Source organism: Meiothermus sp. CFH 77666 (assembly GCF_017497985.1).
Taxonomy (GTDB): Bacteria; Deinococcota; Deinococci; order Deinococcales; family Thermaceae; genus Meiothermus.
The window spans coordinates 1-19,346 of the sequence record NZ_JAGDFV010000015.1 but is presented as its reverse complement, the minus strand read 5'-3'; the positions used below and the strand labels follow the sequence as shown (position 1 = coordinate 19,346).

Here is a 19,346-nt window from a genome sequence, read left to right as displayed (position 1 = left end):
ACCAGCCTAGCTCCTGTCAAATAACCCTGCCCTCACCCTCTTGAGAGCTAAATTAGGGCTTTGTGGAACGTTGGCTGAGCGTAGCCTATATTGCCTTTGTCCTTGGGCTTGGATTAGCAAGCATATGGCCCCAACTGACCGTTCGGTTCGCCCCAACCGAGGTTAGAACCCCCACTGCGCAGGGCTTGCTGGTGCAGCCGGGCGTGACCCCCTCCGCCCTACAACCCGGCCCTGCTACGCCTGGGGTTGCAAGGGTCAATCTCAACACCGCCAGCCAGGCCGAGATTGAAAGCCTGCCCGGCATTGGCCCCGCACTCGCCCAGCGCATTATTGAGGGCCGCCCCTATCGTTCGCTCGAGGACTTAGATCGGGTCAAGGGAATTGGCCCCAAGTTATTGGAGCGCTTGCGGCCGCTGGTCGCCTTATGATTCCTTATGCGCTGGGCCTAGGGGCGCTGCTGGGAGCCCTGACCCAGATCACACCCCTGGCGTTCCTGGGCTTGTTTGCAGGGCTTTGGCTGCCGCAGGCGGCGCGGTGGTTGGGCTTGCTAGCGTACACCCTGGTGATACTGCATCTGGGCTTGTCCAAAGACCCCTGGGCTTCGCAGGTAGGGCAGTGGGTGCGGCTTCAGGGCACCCTGCGAGAGGGGTTCCTGCACACCCCCCAGGGGCGGGTTTACGTGCGGTATTTTCCCCGTTTGCAGGATGGTAACTACATCCTGGAGGGCCATTTGCTCCGCCCCCAGGGCCGGCGCAACCCCGGTGGATTCGATCAAGCAACCTGGCTACGCGGTCTGGGTGTTCAGGCAGTCTTGCAGGCCCGGCAGGTGGTGCGGTTTGAACCTCCGGCCCCGGACGCCCGGCAGTGGTTTCGGCAGCAGCTGGTGGCCGGGCTCTCCCCCCCGGCAGCGGCTTTGGCGGCAGCCATGACCCTCGGTGAGCGACGGGAGCTGGGGGAGACCTATGGCGAGTTCCAGCGGGCCGGGCTGGCCCACGCGCTGGCCCTTTCCGGGCTCAACGTAGCCATTCTGGCTGGTTTTTTTGTGCTGGCTTTGTACCGGCTAGGACACTGGCGCTATCTGGTGACCCTGGGCCTCCTGCTACTGTATTTGCTGTTGGTCGGGCCGCAACCCTCGCTGGTGCGGGCGGTGATCATGGGGGGTTTGGTGCTGCTGGGCTTGTTTTTGGGCAAGGGTAAGGTAGCGGTGTTACCCGCCCTCTCGCTGGCGCTTTTTATTCACCTGCTGCTCGAGCCCCATGCCATCTTCAGCCTCTCGGCCCAGCTTTCCTACCTGGCCGTTTTGGGAATGGCCCTGGCGCTGCCCCGCCTCCCCAGGCTTCAGGGGTGGAAAAACTGGCTCTGGGCCTCGGTAAGTGTGACCTTCGCGGCCCAACTCTTTATCCTTCCGCTGCTGCTCCACCACTTCCACCAACTGCCGCTGGTCTCCCCCATCGCCAATTTGCTGGTGCTGCCGCTGCTTAACCTGCTGGTTCCGCTCGGCTTTATGAAGCTGGTGCTGGGCGGATTTTTGGCCTGGCCGGTGGAATGGCTTAGCCAGCTCGTGCTGGGGCTGGTGGGGTGGCTTTCCCACGGGCCGCAACTGCGCTGGGGCGAGATTGGCCTCACAGGTTTTGTGCTGTATTTTCTGGGCATTTTGCCCTTGCTGGCCGCACTCTATGGGCGCATCCATTGGTCGCGGGCCGGCGGACTGGCTGCGACCACAGTTCTGGTCTCGCTGTTGCCGCAAGCTTTCCCACGGGCCGAAATCTGGCAGCTCGACGTGGGCCAGGGCGATGCCACGCTGGTACGCTTGCCGGGCAGGGTGGAGATTCTGGTGGACGGGGGCCGGGACTGGGCCTATCCCAGACTGGAAGGTGCGCTACGCGCCCTGGGGGTGGACGACCTGGATCTGGTGATTGCCACCCACCCCGACGGGGATCATGTGCAAGCCTTACCACTGGTCATGCAGAACTTTCCGGTAGGCACACTGGTCACCGGCCCCAGGGTGCGAGGGGATGAACTAGACGATGCCTTGCACCAGGCCGCCCGACGTCACGGAGTGCGGGTAATACAAGCAGGGGCCGGTACGCAGCTCGAAATGGCCGGGGCCAGCTTGCGCTTTCTGGGGCCGCAGGGCCGCGAAGCGCTGGACAACGACCGCAGCCTGGTGTTTGTGCTGGAGTACCGAGGGCGCAAAGCCCTGTTTACCGGCGATGCGTCGATGTCTGCTGAGGCCCTTTGGAAAGCCGAAAAAGTGGACATTCTCAAAGTGGGACACCACGGCTCCGATACCAGTACCGGCGAACAGTTGCTACAAAGTTTTCGACCCAGGGTAGCCCTGATCGGGGTGGGCAACAACCCCTATGGGCACCCCACCCGATCCGTGCTCGAGCGGTTGCGCCAACATGGTGTGGAGATTCGCCGCACCGACCTCGAGGGTGCCATCCGAATTCCGCTCCACTAGCTGAGGAGCCTGGATTACTGCAGCGGAACGCCATACAGCACTCTTCACCCTTCCCCGGCAAGGGGATAAGGAAAGGGGTTCAGGTGAATTGGGTATCAGACCTCATACCCCAGTGCTTGTAGGATAGCGCTTAGCTCTTCTTCGGAGTGATAGCTGATTTCGATCTTGCCCCGCTTAAGCTGGGTAAAGCGAACCTTGGTGCCCAGTCGCTGTGAAAGGTGGCGAGCAATATCTGCATAGGGCTCTTCCTTTCCGGAACGATAGGCCCTGGCGGTAGGTTTGTCCTTAAGCTTCTCGGTTTCTCGTACGCTAAGCTGTCTGGATAGCACTTCCGCCAGGCCCCAGTTACGTTTTGATTCGGGGAGCATCAGGAGTGCTCTGGCGTGTCCTGCGCTAATTTTATTTTCCTCCAGTGCCTTGATGATCTCTGGACTCAACTGCAGCAGCCGCAGGGCGTTGGTCACGGTGACCCGGGCCTTCCCCACCGCCTTGGCCACCTCTTCCTGGGTCATCCCCATATCTACCAGCTTTTTGTACCCTTCGGCCTCCTCCAGGGGGTTCAGGTCTTCACGCTGGAGGTTTTCGATCAGGGCGATCTCGAGGGCCTCGCGCTCGCCAATGTCCTTGATGACCACCGGCACCTCGCGCAATCCGGCCATCAAAGAGGCTTTATAGCGCCGCTCCCCCGCCACCAGCTCGTACATATCCCCTTTAGGGCGCACCAGCAGTGGTTGCAACAGGCCTTTTTCCTTGATTGAAGCTGCCAGTTCATCTAGCGCCACCGGATCGAAAAGGCGGCGGGGTTGCCCGGGATTGGGTTTAATCAGGGCCAGGGGCAGTTTGGTCAGAGAGGCCGGGGTTTTGGGCAGCAGGGCCTCCAACCCCTTGCCCAGACCGCTAGGCTTCTTGGACACGTCGCATCACCTCCTCGGCCAGCCGTCGGTAAGCATGGGCGCCACTGCTGGTGGGGGCATACTGCCCAATGTCCTGACCGTGGCTGGGGGCCTCGGCCAGCCGGACGTTACGCGGAATCACCGTCCAGAAGACCTTCTCGCCCAAATTCGTCCGGATATTGCTTTCGACTTGCTGGGATAACAGGGTGCGCGGGTCGTACATGGTAATCAGCACGCCCAGGAGCCGCAGAGCCGGGTTGAGGCTGGAGCGCACCTGGTCAATGGTCTCCATCAAGCCCGCGATACCCTCCAGTGCATAGTATTCGGCCTGCACTGGCACAATCAGCCCCTCCGACGCCGAGAGCACATTGAGGGTGATGGGCCCCAGGCTGGGAGGCGCATCCAGCAAGATCAGGTCGTAGGCGGGCTCGAGCGGCCGCAACACCTCAGCCAGCCGGGTAGGATTCTCAATAAGTTCGGCCGAAGCCCCTACCAGATCGGGGCTCGAGGGTAATAAATCCAGGCCATCGGCAACATTGACCACGGCCCGCTGAACCTCACTGGAGCCGACCAGTACGGTGTAGATATTCTCTTCCTGCACGGTCTGGCCGACCCCAGAGGTTGCGTTGACCTGGGGGTCAAGATCCACCAGCAATACTTTCTGACCCGCTTTAGCCAGGTAGGCCGAAAGATTGACAGCAGTAGTGGTCTTCCCTACCCCCCCTTTTTGATTTACGATGCCAATGCGTTTCACCTTGCCCACTAGGATAACGGATTTTTAGCCGGCACCCCTGCCCTCCGGGGATAAGCGGGGGGTGTGGGACTGGTTTTCTCAATGACAACCAGGGTTCTGAGCTCCCCCAGACCGGGCAACTTGAAAGATATAACTTCCTGCACCGTGCCGCCCAGTTTCCGTATGGCGGCCTGGGCCTGCTCGAGCTCCCCCTCTACCCTCTGGCTTTTTTGGGCAATCATGAATCCCCCCACCTTGACCAGCGGCAGACACAGCTCGCTCAGGGTGTTGAGGGCGCTCACCGCCCGGCTCAGGGCTCGGTCGTATGTCTCGCGGTGGGCAGGGTTGTGGCCCAACTCTTCAGCGCGGCCCCAGATGCAGTGGGTCTGTGCCAGGTTCATCGCCCGGCAGACCTCCTCAATGAAAGCTATTTTCTTTTGGGTCGCATCCAGAAAGGTCATCTCCAGCTCGGGTCGAACCATTTTGAGCGGCAGTCCCGGAAAGCCAGCCCCGGTTCCCACGTCAATCACCCGCAGAGGGCCCTCGAGTTTGCTACTTTTTAAACAGCTAAGGGAGTCCACAAAGTGTTTAAGGACAATACCCCGCTCATCCCGGATAGCGGTCAGGTTGGTCGTGGCACTGGCCTCGACCAGGCGTTCGTAGAGCAACTCAAAACGGGGGAGGGCCGGCTCGAGGTTTACGCCAAACGCCATTGCCGAGTCCAGTAGCAGCTTCCTACCATCGGGCGTCATCACCCCTCGAGAATAACCCCTGTTTTACACCTCTTCAAAAGCCTTCAGGAAAAACCAGCCTCCAGGCTTAGAGCGCCAACCCTACGTTTCACGGGGAACCTTAAGCCGGAATCTTCGTCAGGTACACTAAAAGTGCGGTTAAATCTGAATCGCGAATACCCGGCACCCTCGAGGCCTCCGCCACCGAGCGGGGTCGAACCCGGCCCAGTTTTTCCACGGCCTCCCTGGAAAGGCTGGGAATTTTGCCGTAGTTCAGGGTCGCGGGTAGGAGGTAGGCCTCGAGCTCCTTCAGTCTCTCCCGGAGTTTGGCAGCCCGCTCCATATAACCGGCGTACTTGGCCCGCACCTCCACCTGATACGCTTCGGCCTTATCCAGCGGCGCTTCGGGATAACCGACCTGTTGCAGCACCTGCAGGTAACTGACCTCGGGCCGGCGCAGGTATTGCAAGGCCGATACCCCTTCTATCCGGCTATTTTGCAGGCGAAGCAGTTCGTTCTGTACTCGAGTGTACTTGCTTTGTACCGCTTTCAAGTCCTGTTGGGAACGCAATCCCCAGGCGGCTGCCAGGGGCACCAGGCGTTCATCGGCATTGTCGGAACGGCACAGCAAGCGCAGCTCCACCCTCGAGGTCATCATCCGGTAGGGTTCGTCCACGCCCCGATGCACCAGATCATCTACCATCACCCCGATATAGCCTGAGTCGCGCGGTAAATAAACCTCCTCAAACCCCATTGCATACCGGGCCGCATTCAAACCGGCCAGCAGACCTTGGGCAGCCGCTTCCTCATAGCCTGACGTTCCGTTGAGCTGCCCCGCTGTAAACAGGCCGGGCATTTTCCGGCTTTGCAGACCCGGGGAAAGCTCCAGTGGATCCACGGCATCGTACTCCACCGCATAGGCATAGCGTTGAATAATAGCTCGCTCAAACCCCGGGAGGCTTTGCACCATGCGTACCTGCAACTCCGGGGGCAGAGAAGAGCTAAAGCCTTGCAAATACAGCTCCGTAGTGTGCAGGCCGTCGGGCTCCACAAATAGCAGGTGCGTGTCCTTGTCGGCAAAACGCACCACTTTGTCCTCAATCGAGGGGCAGTACCGCGGCCCTACCCCCTCTATATCCCCGCCATACAAAGGGGAGAGATGGAGGTTTTCCTGAATCAGCCGGTGGGTAAGCGCCGTCGTGCGGGTCTGCCAGGTAGGCCTGGCGGTTGCATGGGGGCCTACCACGCCGGAAAAAGTCTCGGGAGGGTCATCGGCAGGCACTGTTTCCAGTTGTTCATAGTCGACTGAATCCGCCTGAATACGGGGCGGGGTGCCGGTCTTGAAGCGCAGCAAGCGGTGGCCTACCGCTTTCAGACTTTCGGAAAGAAACCGAGCGGGCGGTTCACCCTGCCGTCCGGCGGGCCTGGACTGTCGCCCGTACCAGACCACCCCCTGCAAAAAAGTGCCGCTGGCGACCACCACCGCCTGGGCGACTATTTTTCGCCCATCTACCGTCTGAACCCCTCGTAGCTTATCCCCCTCCAGCCACAGCGCGGCCACCTCAGCCCGCACACTTTCGATGTTGGGATGGGCCAGCAGTACGCGTTGGGCTTCCAGGGCATAGCCATCCCGATCTACCTGTACCCGCAGACTCTGCACGGCAGGGCCTTTGGAACGGTTGAGTACCCGCGTGTGAATCGCGGTGGCATCGGCTAGCTTGCCCATCAACCCGCCCAGGGCTTCTATTTCCGCCACCAGCTGGCTCTTGCCCGGCCCCCCCACAGCCGGGTTACAGGGCATGAGCCCAATGCGTTCGGGGTTGGAAGTAACCAGCCCCACCTTGGCCCCCAGCCGAGCTGCGGCCCAGGCGGCTTCGATGCCGGCGTGTCCCCCACCCACCACGATTACGTCAAAAACCTTCATCCAAATCCAACTCCTGACCCCGCATTTTAGCAGAGGATCCGTCACATTAGAAAACCACCCATTCAAATCAGCCAAGGTACGGCTGGGGAAAATAGCCGTTCAGTGAACGGTTTTTGAACCGCAAAGGGCTATTTTTATTCGCCTGTACGGGATTATCCACAGGGCATTTTCTACCTGTGGATAACTCTGTAGAATATGCAAACTTGTCTATTGTAGGAGGATTGGCCTTGACCCAAAATACCGTCTGGCAAAACGTACTCGAGTATGTGCGCCAAAGCATCACCGAGGTGGAGTACCACACCTGGTTTGAAAAGATTCAGCCACTCGGAGTTGTCAACGGCTCGCTCGAGCTCGGCGTTCCCACTAGCTTTTTCAAAGGCTGGATCGAGGATCATTACGCCGAACTTCTTACCGAGGCTCTGACCCGCCTGGGAGCCCAAACCCCACGCTTCGAGCTCAAGGTAGTGCCAGGAAAACCCATACAGGAAGATATTTTTTCAGCTTCTACCCAAGCCAAACCCCAGGAGCAGCGCTCCCGGCTAAACCCCAAGTACATCTTCGAGAACTTTGTGGTGGGGCAGAACAACAACCTGGCCCATGCCGCTGCCGTTGCGGTGGCCGAGTCCCCCGGCAATGCCTACAACCCCCTCTTCATCTACGGCGGGGTCGGGCTCGGTAAAACCCACCTGATGCATGCCGTGGGGCACTCGGTAGCTCAGCGCTTTCCGGATAAAAAAATTGAGTACGTTTCCACCGAAACTTTCACCAACGAACTGATCAACGCCATCCGCGAAGACCGCATGACCGAGTTCCGCGACCGCTACCGCTCGGTGGATCTGCTGCTCGTAGACGATATCCAGTTCATCGCCGGCAAGGAACGCACCCAGGAGGAGTTTTTCCACACCTTCAATGCCCTCTACGAGGCCCGCAAGCAGATCATCCTCTCCTCCGACCGGCCTCCCAAGGACATCCTCACCTTAGAAGCCCGCCTGCGCAGCCGCTTCGAGTGGGGTCTGATCACCGATATCCAGCCGCCCGACCTCGAGACCCGGGTAGCCATCCTCAAGATGAACTCCGAGTACCGCAACATGCGCATCCCCGAGGAGGTACTCGAGTACATTGCCAAGCAGATCACCTCCAACATCCGCGAACTCGAGGGCGCCCTGATGCGGGTGATCGCCTATGCCTCCCTTAACGGTGTCCAGCTGAGTAAGGCCGTAGCGGTCAAGGCGCTTTCCGATGTATTTGCAGCTACCGAGGCCAACCTGACCCCCGAGGAGATTCTGAAAGCAGTGGCTGAATACTACAACCTGAGGCTCGAGGAAATCCGCGGCGCAGGTCGGCGTAAGGAGGTGGTAATTCCGCGTCAGATGGCTATGTACCTGATCCGCGAGATGACCCATGCGTCCTTACCGGAAATCGGTCAGTTCTTTGATGGGCGCGACCATACCACGGTGCTTTACGCCATACAGAAAATCCAGGAGAGCATAGCCAGCGACACCGCCTTACAACAAGCCCTCAAGGGCATCAAGGAACGGCTGCGCTAACCTGTAAGCCTTCGTTGTGTGTAGCCTGAAGATTCGGGTTGCTTCAGAGCATCACCAGGTGACCCAAGAACCCTGTGTTCAGTTTCTTCTGAGTAATTGAATAACATAATTGGGGGCTCAAAAACTGTGGATAAATTAATTCAACCTGTGGATAACCCTGTGGATAAAATGTGGATAACCCTGTGAATAATCCTGTGGATAAATGCGTTCGTGACGGGTCTGTGGATAAGTACCCATTTCGTCCACAGCTTATCCACAGCTTATGCACAATTTTTCAGACCCTTTATCCACAGGCTCAATTCGATACCGATGCAGGTTTAAGCCCCCTTATCCACATATCCACAGGCCCTACTACTACTACTACTAATTCTTAAAAAAATTTTTTAAGAGAAGAAGGATTTTTAATTTCGGCCCCTTCATCAACCAGTACAAAAAGCAAACAACCCTAAAAGACTCGGATCCCAGAAGCTACACCACCCGGCCCACTTATCCCACGGCCCGATTTCGGCAAACTGGGTTGGCTGTTAGAATGTTTGGGCTTACCGGGGCCAGACCCCGGCTAGTTGCCCGATACGGAGGCCAGCGTGGAAGTTCGCATCCCCAAACGTACCCTTGCCGAAGGACTCGCAATCCTCGAGCGGATCATTCCCAGCCGAAGTTCCAACCCCATCCTGACCTATTTACCCATCGAACTCTCCGAGCAGGGCCTGGTTTTACGGGGCACTAACGGTGAAGTGGACATCGAGGTTCGGCTGCCCGCCGAGATCCAGGGCTCGGGGCAGGTACTGGTGCCGGCCCAGACCTTCGCGCAGATTGTGCGAAGCGCTCCCGGCGAACTGGTCGAGCTGATTTTTGGGGCGGGTGAGCGCACGGGGGAGCGCCTCGAGCTGCACTCAGGTGCCTTCAACACCCAGCTTTCCACCACCAGCCCCGATGGCTATCCCGAACTGGCCTTCAAAGCCCCCGGTTCCGAAAAGATCGCCGCCTCGCGCCTGGCCCAGGCCATCACCCGCGTCCGCTATGCGGCCAGCACCGAGGAGTACCGGGCCATTTTCCGGGGGGTACAGCTCGAGATGTCTCCCACCAGCCTGCGTTCGGTGGCTTCCGATGGGTTCCGGCTGGCCCGCTACGACCTTCCCATGCAGCTGCAAACCCGCAAGCTGGTGATTCCTGCCAAGAGCGCCGACGAGATTGTGCGGGTCTTCAAGGATGCCCCCGGCGAGGTGGCTTTTGTGGTGGGGGAGGGCACCCTGACCCTGGTAGGAGAAGCCGTTCGCATGTCGGTCAAACTGATGGAAGGCGAGTTCCCCGATTATGCCCGGGTAATCCCGCAAAGCTTTGTCCTGGAGGCCACCCTGGCCGCCGAGGCCTTGCGCGAGAGCCTCAAACGGGTGGCGGTGCTCTCGGATCGCAACAACCACCGCGTCAATCTCCTGTTTAACAACGACAAGCTCGACATTGATGCCGAGGGGGATTATGGACGGGGCAGGGAAGAGCTGGCCATCGAGTCTTCGGGCGAGTCCCAGCTGATGGTGGCCTACAACGCTCAGTATCTGATTGATGCCCTGGCTCCCATCGAGGGCGCGGTGCGGATCAAGCTGTCCGGCCCCACCAGCCCCAGCGTGTTGCAAGCCGTCGAGGATACCGGCTACCTGGCCGTAGTGGTTCCCCTGCGGGTTTGAGGCTGTATGGATCGTAGGTGAGTCTGTCCCCACGGAGCGTCGAGAATCACCCTTCTATCCAGCCTAGATGGGGTGGATAACCTAAACCCCCTATCGCTTCCTGGTTAAACCCTGACGCTGGGGTGTAGACTCTTAAGCGGCTTGTGCGGAAATAGAAGCGTTTCCAGCAAGGAGGCTTTTTCCATGACCACAATCGTTGAAGTCAAAGGACGGGAAGTACTCGACTCACGCGGCAATCCCACCGTTGAGGCCGAGGTGGTGCTGGAGTCGGGGGCTCGAGGGCGGGCCATGGTGCCCTCCGGGGCCTCGACGGGCGCCCACGAAGCGGTTGAGCTGCGGGACGGCGGCCCCCGCTTTGGTGGCAAAGGGGTATTACGGGCGGTGGCGGCCATCAATGAGCGCATTGCCGATGAGGTGATCGGGCTGGATGCACTCAACCAGGAAGCGGTAGACAAGACGCTGCTGGAACTGGATGGTACAGAAAATAAGGGCAACCTGGGGGCCAACGCCATCCTGGCGGTTTCGCTGGCCACCGCCCACGCGGCCGCCGAGGGGCTGGGCCTGCCGCTCTACCGCTACCTGGGCGGGGTGCAGGGCGTGACCCTGCCGGTGCCCCTGATGAACGTAATCAACGGAGGGAAGCACGCCGATAACAATGTGGACTTCCAGGAGTTCATGCTGGTGCCCGGCGGCCTGCCGACCTTCAGTGAGGCCCTGCGGGCGGGGGTGGAGACCTTCCACGCCCTCAAATCGGTTTTGAAGGCCAAGGGCTACAACACCAACGTGGGGGACGAGGGCGGCTTTGCCCCCGACCTCAAGTCCAACGTAGAGGCGGTGGAGGTACTCCTGACCGCCATCGAGAAGGCCGGCTACAAGCCCGGCCAGGATATCGCTTTGGCCCTCGACCCGGCCAGTTCGGAGTTCTATCAGGAGGGTAAGTACGTGCTCGAGGCCGATGGTAAATCGCTCTCCGGCCCGGAGATGGTGGCCTACTGGGAAAACTGGGTCAACCAGTACCCCATCGTTTCCATCGAGGACGGGCTAGCTGAGGACGACTGGGAAACCTGGAAACTCCTCACCGAACGGCTGGGCCAGCGGATTCAGCTCGTGGGCGACGACCTCTTCGTGACCAACCCGGCCATCCTCCGGCGCGGCATCGAGCTGGGGGTGGGCAACTCCATCCTGGTCAAGGTCAACCAGATCGGCACCCTCTCCGAGACCCTGGAAGCCATCCGGCTGGCCCACCGCAGCGGCTACACCACCATCCTCTCGCACCGCTCGGGCGAGACCGAAGACAGCACCATCGCCGATATTGCCGTAGCGGTCAATGCGGGCCAGATCAAGACCGGCTCGGCCAGCCGCTCGGATCGCCTGGCCAAGTACAACCAGCTCCTCCGCATCGAGGAAGAGCTGGGGCCGGGAGCCCGGTTCCTGGGCTTCGGGGCCTTCAAAAAATGATGTTGCGGGTCACGGATCGGGACAATCAATGGCCTGAGACCTGAGACTTGCGACCTGAGACCAGAAATATGGGACTTCCAAAACGAACCAAAATCGTCGCCACCCTGGGGCCCGCCTCACGCAGCCCCGAGATGATCCGGGCCCTGATCGAGGCCGGGGTGGATGTCTTCCGCCTCAACTTCTCCCACGGGATGCCCGATGACCACCGGCAGTCGGTGCAGATGATCCGCGAGGCCTCGAGCGCCCTGGGTCGTACGGTGGCCATCCTGCAAGACCTGCAGGGCCCCAAGATTCGCTGCGGGCGCTTCCGCGAGGGCGCGGTGGAGCTCCAGGCCGGGCAGAAGTTCATCATCACCGCTGAGCCGGTGGAGGGGGACGAGACCCGGGTCTCCACCACCTACCGGGGTCTGCCCAACGACGTGGAGCCGGGGCAGGTGCTGCTGCTGGACGATGGGAACATCCGCCTGCGGGTGGATGAAGTGCGCCTCAACGACATTCACACCACCGTACTGATTGGCGGGCGGCTTTCCAACAACAAGGGCATCAACATCCCCGGCGCCGACCTCTCGATACCGGCCCTGACCGACAAAGACATCGACGACATCACCCTGGGGGCCGAGCTGGATGTGGACTGGGTGGCCATTAGCTTTGTGCGCAGCCGCGACGACCTGCTCTTGGCCCGGCACTACCTGAGCCGCCACAACTCCCGGGCCCGGCTGATGGCCAAGATCGAAAAACCCAGCGCGGTGGCCCGCTTCGACGAGATTCTGGAAGAGGCCGACGGCATCATGGTGGCCCGGGGCGACCTGGGGGTGGAGATGCCCCTGGAGGAGGTGCCGGCGGTGCAGAAGCGCATCATCCTCAAGGCCGTGCAGGCCGGCAAGGCGGTGATTACCGCTACGCAGATGCTCGAGTCCATGATCAAGAACCCCAGCCCCACCCGGGCCGAGGCCTCGGACGTGGCCAATGCCATCTTCGACGGCACCGATGCCATCATGCTCTCGGCCGAGACTGCCGCAGGGCAGTACCCGGTTGAGGCGGTCTCGTTCATGAGCCGGGTGGCCAAGACCATTGAGGCCACCCAGGAGTACAAAGACCGTCTCAACGCCCTGCGCCCCCCGGCCAACCGCACGGTACAGGATGCCATTGCCCGGGCGGTGGACGATGTGGTGGAGTCCACCGGGGCCAAGGCGGTGGTGGTGTTTACCGCCACCGGTGGCGCGGCCCGCCGGGTGGCGCGTACGCGCCCGCCGGTGCCCATCCTGGCCCTGACGCCCAACCCCCACGTGCGCAACCAGCTCGCCCTGGTCTCGGACGTACTCCCCCTGCTGGCCCCCGACCCCAAGGACACCGACGATATGGTGGAGATTGCCGTGGCCAAGGCCAAGGAAACCGGTCTGGCCGAGGTGGGCGAGTATGTGGTGATTGCAGCCGGGGTGCCTTTCGGGGTGCGCGGCACCACCAACATGATCCGGGTAGAGCGGGTGAGCTGAAGCGAACTGCGATCAGAGAGGCCCTCTCCTAGGGGCCTCTATTGCATCCAGATAAACCGGCTCGAGGGGACGCATGCGAAAAATCTTTACAGCCCTGCTGATGCTGATCTTGAGCGGGGTCATGGCCCAAGGAGCAACGATGAAACGTCCGGACGCCCCTCCTCTGGCACTGCGGGGCAGTTGGGTGGTGGGGGTCAAGACCCTGCAGTTGACCGATGCCAGGCGCCAGAACCGAGCCATCACGGCCGAGGTCTGGTATCCCACCAGCGGAACCCAGCAGAGCCTCGTGTACGAAAGCGTGATAGGGCAGACCAGGGTTCGGATTGCTGGACAGGCGAACCGGGATGCTGCGCCTGCGAACGGCCGGTTTCCCCTGATTGTGGCCTCGCATGGACAGCCCGGCACCCGTTTTCAGTTTGCCTACCTGAACGAACACCTGGCCAGCCGGGGCTTCGTGGTGGCGGCCCTCGAGCACCCCGGCTCGACCTACCAGACCCTTACCCAGCAGAACTACCTCACCAGCATTGTGGACAGGCCGCTGGATATTCTGTTTGCCATTGGCGAGGTGGCCAAGCAGATGCCCAGCGCAGATGCCAGCAGGGTGGGCTTGCTGGGTTACAGCTATGGGGGATACTCGGTGATTAATGCGGCGGGCGCGGGCCTCGATGGAAACGCCTTGAGCGAATACTGCCGCAGCAACAACGAGGGGCCCTGTTTTGCCCTGCCTTTTTTTGCCCAACTGGAGGCCCAACGTGGCTTGAATATGGTCAAGCCCGACCCGCGCATCAAGGCGGTTTTTGCCATGGCTCCCTACGGCCAGCCCTGGATTGGGGCCCGCTCGCTGGCGAGCTTCAAGCTGCCCCTGTTTGTAGCGGTGGGCGAGGCCGACGACGTGGCCACCTACCGGCGCGACGGTCTGGAATACTTCCGCCAGGCAGGCTCGGCGGACAAGTACCTGCTGACCCTGGCGGCGGCCCAGCACAACCCCTTTGTGGAGTGCCCCCCCGAGGTGCGCAGCAGGGAAGAGGACTACTGGCGTTGCTGGGAGCCGGTGTGGGATCAGGAGCGCTCCCACGACCTGGCCCGGCATTTTGCCAGCGCGTTTTTCCTGTGCTACCTGCAGAATAACCGCGAGGCAGGCGCTTTTTTGAGCCCTGGCCTGCCCGGTTTCAAGCCGCGCACCACCGTGGGCGTGAAGCTAGAGACCCGCTAGTTTGCGCTGGCGGCGCAGCCGCAGGTACTGGCTGGCCCCTGACAGGGAGGTCACTTCCTGTTGGGTCAGCCCCAGGCCCTCGAGCAAGATCACCTGGTCGGCCAGCGCCTGGGCCTGTTCGGCTCGGCCTTTTTTCAGAAGGCTGTCCAGCTCGTCGGCCAAAGCCTCGAGCCCTGAGATATCGGTTGGACTTGCCAGCACCGCCCGCGCGGCCTCCCCCGGCTCCAGTTTGAGCATCCCCCCGCCCATGGCGTGGCCCTCGAGCTCCACACTCAGGCGCGTGAGCGAGGTCTGCCACAAGGCCGCCAGGGCTTTGGCGCTCAGTGGAGCGGTCGCCTTGAGCCTCAAAATGTGCAGGCTGTTGGGGGCCACGGCGCCAGCCTCGTTGGCCACCAGGTGCGGCGTGTGGCCGCTCATGTAGGTGAGGAAGGCATCGGGCCGGTGGACGTGGGGCACGCTGTACCAGGGCTGGCGCACCCGGCATTTGTACGCTTGGTGAACGCGGTTTATCTGGCCTTGTTGGAGATAAAGTCGCACCCCTGGGGGTAGCTCAGCCTCGGGTGGGATATGCAGCAAAAACCCCGCTTCGCCTATTTGTACCGCCCTGCTCCAGTCGGCCTTGGTAAAACGCAAACCCCTCAAGGCACCTCCGCGCCGCACTGCGGGCTTGAGGAACGCTTGAGGGATATTCCACTGCTCCGCCTGTGCCGGGCTCAGGTGAAAGAAGTCGTTGTTGCCGGTCACGTAGCCAATGCCTACGTCGGCGAGCTGGCCCAGGCGGAAGGTCTGGGGAGCGTCGCGCAGGCCCCGGTAGAGTTCGCGGGCTGCGGGGGGAATCCAGTACAGGGGCAGCCGCTCGCGTCCGGAGATGAGGGAAAAGACCTCGAGCGCTGCCTTGCTTGCGTAAGGCAGTTGGAGCGTTTCCAGATCGGCAGCGCTTTGCAGGTCAAGTAAGGCAACATGATCGACAGACTCAGCCCGTTCTTGCCAACCCTCGGCCAGCAGCAGCAGCACATCCTGGCTCAAGTGGGGAAAAAGTTTTTCGCGGAAGGTAATGAGCGAGACCTGCTTGAAAAACTCGGCCAGATATTCCAGTACGGGCCGGGCGTAAGCGGCATGGCCCAGCTCGGCTGGAACGACCATGCCGAGCCGTCCGCCGGGCTTGAGAAAGGCCGCTGCATGCACCACAAAGGCGGCCCACGAACCGGCCAGCTTGCTGAGCTCTACCCCCTGCTCGGCGGCCCGCCGGAGGGCCTTCTCGCGCGCGGTGCCGCTAAAGCGCTGGTAGCGGATGAAGGGGGGATTACCGAGCATGCAATCAACCCTCAAGTCTGGCGGCTTCAGCTCGAAAAAGTCCGCGCAGAAAAGGTGTTGTGCCGGGATGGAAAAATGAGCTTCCAGGACGGCTGCCGTGCGCCGGCGCACCGCCGGGTCTATTTCCACCCCATAAATCTGTTGCCCTGGATGGCCGCCCAGACGTTGCAGGTGCTCGCTGGCGGCGGCCAGAAACACCCCACCGCCAAAGGCCGGGTCGGCAGCGGTTTCGTGCGGTGCGCGCAGAGCCCAGCGCACCAGAAACAGCGCCACGGCGGCATCGGTGTAGTAAGCGCCCATAGCCTTGGCGGCTTCCCCGCGGGGGTTGTCCGGGAGCAGGGCCAGCTTCATGGCCCGAATGCTACGGGCCGCGGGGACAAACTGCAAGGCGCTTGGGTGGCTGTTTCAACCATTACGAGGCACGTGGTGCGTTGGGCTGTGGCAAAACTGCCCTACCGGGTATGTGTGGTAACCGCTCAGGTTTACAAGCGGACAAGGCCCATGATACAACCGTTGCACCGAACGGCCTCGCCCCGCGGGTCAGGCCGGGTTCTCTGAAAGTCCACCTCATGTCCCACCGACTGCAACTCGAGCACATCCTGGAGGCCAGCCGCATTGTTGATCCGGCCTTTCTGCACTCACCGCAGTTTGAAAGTGAGCCCTTAGGTGAGCGGCTAGGCTGCGAGCTACGGGTCAAGGTCGAGACCCTGAACCCCATCCGCAGCTTCAAGGGGCGCGGGGCCGACTACTTTGTGCAAAAAGCCCTCAAGCGGGGCCAGGCGCGCCCGATGGTCTGCGCCAGCGCGGGCAACTTTGGGCAGGCCATGGCCTACGCCTGCCGCAAGCACGGGCTGCCCCTGGTGGTTTATGCCTCGGTCAACGCCAACCCGCTCAAGGTTGCGCGGATGCGGGCACTGGGGGCGGAGGTGCGGCTCTTCGGAGAGGACTTCGATGCGGCGAAGCTCGAAGCCAAAAGGTACGCCGACGAAGCGGGCGCCTGGATGGTGGAGGATGGCAAAGAACCCGAAATTTCCGAGGGTGCAGGCTCCATTGCGGTAGAACTGCTGACCTACCCCAAGCCCCTGGAGGCAGTGGTGGTTCCGCTGGGCAACGGGGCCTTGCTGGGGGGTGTGGCCCGCTGGATCAAGGCCCAGGATAAAGGCGTTCAAATCATCGCTGCGGTGGCCAAAGGCGCCCCCGCTATGGAGCAGTCCTGGCGTTCGGGTTCCAGGGTGGTGCACGAGCGCATCCAGACCATTGCCGATGGCATCGGGGTGCGCGTTCCCATCCCCGAAGCGTTAGAGGACTTGCAGGGCCTGGTGGACGAGATGCTCTTGGTGGAGGATGCGGCCATGCTCGAGGCCATGCAACTGGCCCATCGGCACCTGGGGCTGGTTCTGGAGCCCTCCGGGGCTGCGGGGCTGGCGGCCATCCACCAGTACCCAGCCTTTTTCGCCCATAAACGGGTGGCCACGATACTCTGTGGCGGCAACCTGACCGAGGAGCAGATGAACGCATGGCTATGAGCCCCCCTTCTTCGCCCCAGGCGGCTTTTGGTCGGGGGGTGCTGATCTCGCTGCCCATTGCGGTGGGCATCGTGCCCTTTGGGCTGGTCACCGGCATCGCAGGTATCAAGGCGGGCCTGAGCACAGCCGAAGTCACCCTGATGTCGGGGCTGGTCTTCGCCGGGGCGGCCCAGCTGGTGGCCCTGCAACTAATGGGGGCAGGGGCCTCCATCTTCTTCGTGTGGCTGGCCACCCTGGTGGTGAACCTGCGCTACATCATGTACAGCAGCGCCCTGGCCCGGCCCCTGGAAACCCTGTCTGGGCGCATGAAATGGCTGGCCGCTTTTTTGATGGTGGATCAGAACTTCGCCCTGGCCCTGGGCCAGTACGGGGTGCTGGGCCCGCGCCTCACGCCCTGGTTTTATCTGGGGATTGGCGCGGTGTTGTGGCTGAACTGGGTGGTCGCTACCTACCTGGGAGCGCTGCTGGGGGCGCGTCTGCCCGAAGCCTGGGCGCTGGACTTCGCGGTGCCGCTGTGTTTTCTGGTGCTGCTGGTGCCGGCAGTGCAGAACCGCCCCAGCCTGGCCGCCGCCCTGGTGGGGGGGCTGGTCTCTACGGCCCTGATCGGCCTGCCCTACCGCTCGGGGCTCTTTATTGGGGCCATTGTGGGCATCTGGGCGGGGGTGTGGCTGGAGAACCGGCAGAACAGCGGGGGCCGGGATGGGTGACCTCGAGCGCTGGATCACCCTGCTGGGCATGACCCTGATTGCCTTTGCGCTGCGCTACGTGCCCCTGGTGATGCTGGAGCGCTTCCAGCTACCCCCCAATCTGCAACAGGCCCTGCGCTATGTGCCCGCCGCTACCCTGGCCGGCCTGGTGTTTCCGGCCCTGCTGGCCCCCGGCGGCCAGTGGGCTATTGGGCTGGACAACGAGCGCTTGCTAGCGGGCATGATTGCGGCCCTGGTGGCCTGGCGCTTCCGCAACATCCTGTTCACGCTGGTGGTGGGGATGGGGGCGCTGTGGCTCTTGCAATGGATGGGGGTTTAGGGTGCGGCTCGCAACCCTGGCCCCCATCCTGTTTGTGCTCCTGTGGAGCACCGGCTTTGTGGGCGCCAAGCTGGGCCTGCCCTACGCCGAGCCCTTCACCTTTTTGTGGGTGCGGATGGTCATCGTGGTGGGGCTCCTGACGGCCCTGGCTGCTGTGCTGCGCTCCCCCTGGCCCCGTGGCTGGGTGCTGAACCTGCACATTGGCGTCTCGGGGCTTTTGCTGCACGCGGGCTACCTGGGCGGGGTGTTCTTTGCCATCAGGGGGGGCCTCCCGGCGGGCCTGGCGGCGCTGATTGTGGGCTTGCAGCCCATCCTGACCGCCGTTCTGGCGCAGTTTTTGCTGCGTGAGCGGGTGAGCGGGGTGCAGTGGGCCGGGCTGCTACTGGGCTTTGTGGGGGTGGGGCTGGTGGTGGGGGAGAAAGCCCTCTCGGCCCACCTGCTCTCCATAGAGCCCTCGGCCTTTGTGGCCATTGTGCTGGCCTTGCTCTCGACCACCCTGGGTACCCTCTACCAGAAGCGCTTTGCGGTGCAGATGCCCCTGGTGGGCGGGACGGTGGTGCAGTACATCGCGGCCTCGGCGGGGCTTTTTGTAATGAGCCTGCTGTTCCGCGAGACCATGCACATCCAGTGGACGCTTCAGTTCACCCTGGCCATGGCCTGGCTGGTGCTGGTGCTCTCGATTGGGGCCATTTTGCTCCTGATGTACCTGATCCGCCACAACTCGGCCAGCACGGTGGCCAGCCTGTTCTACCTGGTGCCGCCCGCTACCGCGCTGGAAGCCTACTTTTTGTTTGGCGAGCGGCTGGGGGGATGGGCCCTGCTGGGCATGGGGCTTGCGGCGGTGGGGGTGGCGATGGTGGTGCGGCGATAGAACCTTCCCTTGAAGTAAAATATGTTGCACATGGCACTTTTCTCACAGCGCAAGGGCATTAGGCCACTTCAGAAGGCATTTCAAAGAGAATCTATGGATGATGAGCTCAAGAATCGCCTCTGGAGCGTTCTTCAGTTAGAAATTTTTGATAAGTGGCGGTATACGAGTTATCTAGATTACAAACACCAGGATACCCAGCTTGTCGAATTCCTAGTATCAAGATACTGGCTGGATTACTTCAAGTGGCCGACCGATACAATACCGCCGTTTAAGGACGTCAATCGAAAATCGGCTTATAACATATTACGAGAACACTTTTTCAAAGCTGATTGGTGGCAAGTCTAGGTAGTCATTTGAGATTATCACCGGTGGCTGGATGGAAAGACCTGATGGCGAAGGATGTCAGAGATAGACCAAATGCGGTCAGTGAGATGGGCAGCCATGGCCGGGGAACGGGGTTGGTAGCGTTTA

At 61.5% G+C, this 19,346-nt stretch carries 16 protein-coding genes; 11 read left to right on the top strand and 5 right to left on the bottom strand.

Annotation, left to right across the window (positions count from 1 at the left end; translation table 11 throughout):
• The first annotated feature begins 62 nt into the window (after positions 1 to 62).
• Complete coding sequence (locus J3L12_RS09150; protein ID WP_208014752.1) at positions 63 to 428, top strand: ComEA family DNA-binding protein; 366 nt, start codon at positions 63 to 65, stop codon at positions 426 to 428.
• Positions 425 to 2,464 (top strand): DNA internalization-related competence protein ComEC/Rec2, encoded by a 2,040-nt coding sequence (locus J3L12_RS09145; RefSeq protein ID WP_208014751.1) that lies wholly within the window; start codon positions 425 to 427, stop codon positions 2,462 to 2,464. Before J3L12_RS09150 ends, J3L12_RS09145 begins: the two co-directional genes overlap by 4 nt.
• A 95-nt stretch (positions 2,465 to 2,559) precedes the next feature.
• Here the strand turns inward: J3L12_RS09145 and J3L12_RS09140 are convergent, their stop codons facing one another.
• From J3L12_RS09140 to mnmG, 4 genes are all read right to left on the bottom strand, one after another.
• Complete coding sequence (locus J3L12_RS09140) at positions 2,560 to 3,378, bottom strand: ParB/RepB/Spo0J family partition protein (RefSeq protein ID WP_208014750.1); 819 nt, start codon at positions 3,376 to 3,378, stop codon at positions 2,560 to 2,562.
• The gene (locus J3L12_RS09135) at positions 3,362 to 4,111 is read right to left on the bottom strand and encodes a ParA family protein (protein WP_347708871.1); all 750 of its coding nucleotides are present in this window, start codon (positions 4,109 to 4,111) and stop codon (positions 3,362 to 3,364) included. Before J3L12_RS09135 ends, J3L12_RS09140 begins: the two co-directional genes overlap by 17 nt.
• 8 nt (positions 4,112 to 4,119) lie before the next feature.
• Positions 4,120 to 4,842, bottom strand: a complete 723-nt coding sequence (rsmG, locus tag J3L12_RS09130) for a 16S rRNA (guanine(527)-N(7))-methyltransferase RsmG (protein WP_208014748.1) — start codon at positions 4,840 to 4,842, stop codon at positions 4,120 to 4,122.
• 100 nt (positions 4,843 to 4,942) lie between these two features.
• The gene (mnmG, locus tag J3L12_RS09125) at positions 4,943 to 6,745 is read right to left on the bottom strand and encodes a tRNA uridine-5-carboxymethylaminomethyl(34) synthesis enzyme MnmG (RefSeq protein WP_208014747.1); all 1,803 of its coding nucleotides are present in this window, start codon (positions 6,743 to 6,745) and stop codon (positions 4,943 to 4,945) included.
• Positions 6,746 to 6,972: 227 nt separating this feature from the next.
• On the opposite strand from mnmG, the gene dnaA reads away from it, so the two are divergent.
• From dnaA to J3L12_RS09100, 5 genes are all read left to right on the top strand, one after another.
• Positions 6,973 to 8,292 (top strand): chromosomal replication initiator protein DnaA, encoded by a 1,320-nt coding sequence (gene dnaA / locus J3L12_RS09120; RefSeq protein ID WP_208014746.1) that lies wholly within the window; start codon positions 6,973 to 6,975, stop codon positions 8,290 to 8,292.
• A 584-nt stretch (positions 8,293 to 8,876) separates the two neighbouring features.
• Complete coding sequence (gene dnaN, locus J3L12_RS09115; protein WP_208014745.1) at positions 8,877 to 9,974, top strand: DNA polymerase III subunit beta; 1,098 nt, start codon at positions 8,877 to 8,879, stop codon at positions 9,972 to 9,974.
• 183 nt (positions 9,975 to 10,157) lie between these two features.
• Positions 10,158 to 11,432, top strand: coding sequence for a phosphopyruvate hydratase (gene eno, locus J3L12_RS09110; protein WP_208014744.1), 1,275 nt, complete (start codon positions 10,158 to 10,160; stop codon positions 11,430 to 11,432).
• Between the two features lie 68 nt (positions 11,433 to 11,500).
• Positions 11,501 to 12,925, top strand: a complete 1,425-nt coding sequence (gene pyk / locus J3L12_RS09105) for a pyruvate kinase (RefSeq protein WP_208014743.1) — start codon at positions 11,501 to 11,503, stop codon at positions 12,923 to 12,925.
• 73 nt (positions 12,926 to 12,998) lie between these two features.
• Entirely contained in the window at positions 12,999 to 14,138 is a 1,140-nt protein-coding gene (locus J3L12_RS09100; protein ID WP_208014742.1) for a prolyl oligopeptidase family serine peptidase, read from the top strand.
• On the opposite strand, the gene J3L12_RS09095 is transcribed toward J3L12_RS09100, so the two are convergent.
• On the bottom strand, positions 14,124 to 15,803 hold the full coding sequence (locus J3L12_RS09095) for an N-6 DNA methylase (RefSeq protein WP_208014741.1): 1,680 nt from the start codon (positions 15,801 to 15,803) through the stop codon (positions 14,124 to 14,126). The genes J3L12_RS09100 and J3L12_RS09095 overlap by 15 nt on opposite strands.
• Before the next feature lie 218 nt (positions 15,804 to 16,021).
• On the opposite strand from J3L12_RS09095, the gene J3L12_RS09090 reads away from it, so the two are divergent.
• From J3L12_RS09090 to J3L12_RS09075, 4 genes are read left to right on the top strand one after another with little or no spacing between them, the layout of a single operon-like run.
• On the top strand, positions 16,022 to 16,978 hold the full coding sequence (locus J3L12_RS09090) for a pyridoxal-phosphate dependent enzyme (RefSeq protein ID WP_208014740.1): 957 nt from the start codon (positions 16,022 to 16,024) through the stop codon (positions 16,976 to 16,978).
• Positions 16,975 to 17,685, top strand: coding sequence for an AzlC family ABC transporter permease (locus J3L12_RS09085; RefSeq protein ID WP_208014739.1), 711 nt, complete (start codon positions 16,975 to 16,977; stop codon positions 17,683 to 17,685). Before J3L12_RS09090 ends, J3L12_RS09085 begins: the two co-directional genes overlap by 4 nt.
• Positions 17,678 to 18,004 (top strand): AzlD domain-containing protein, encoded by a 327-nt coding sequence (locus J3L12_RS09080; RefSeq protein WP_208014738.1) that lies wholly within the window; start codon positions 17,678 to 17,680, stop codon positions 18,002 to 18,004. The genes J3L12_RS09085 and J3L12_RS09080 overlap by 8 nt, the downstream gene beginning before the upstream one ends.
• Position 18,005: 1 nt before the next feature.
• Positions 18,006 to 18,875, top strand: a complete 870-nt coding sequence (locus tag J3L12_RS09075) for a DMT family transporter (protein ID WP_208014737.1) — start codon at positions 18,006 to 18,008, stop codon at positions 18,873 to 18,875.
• Positions 18,876 to 19,346 lie beyond the last annotated feature (471 nt).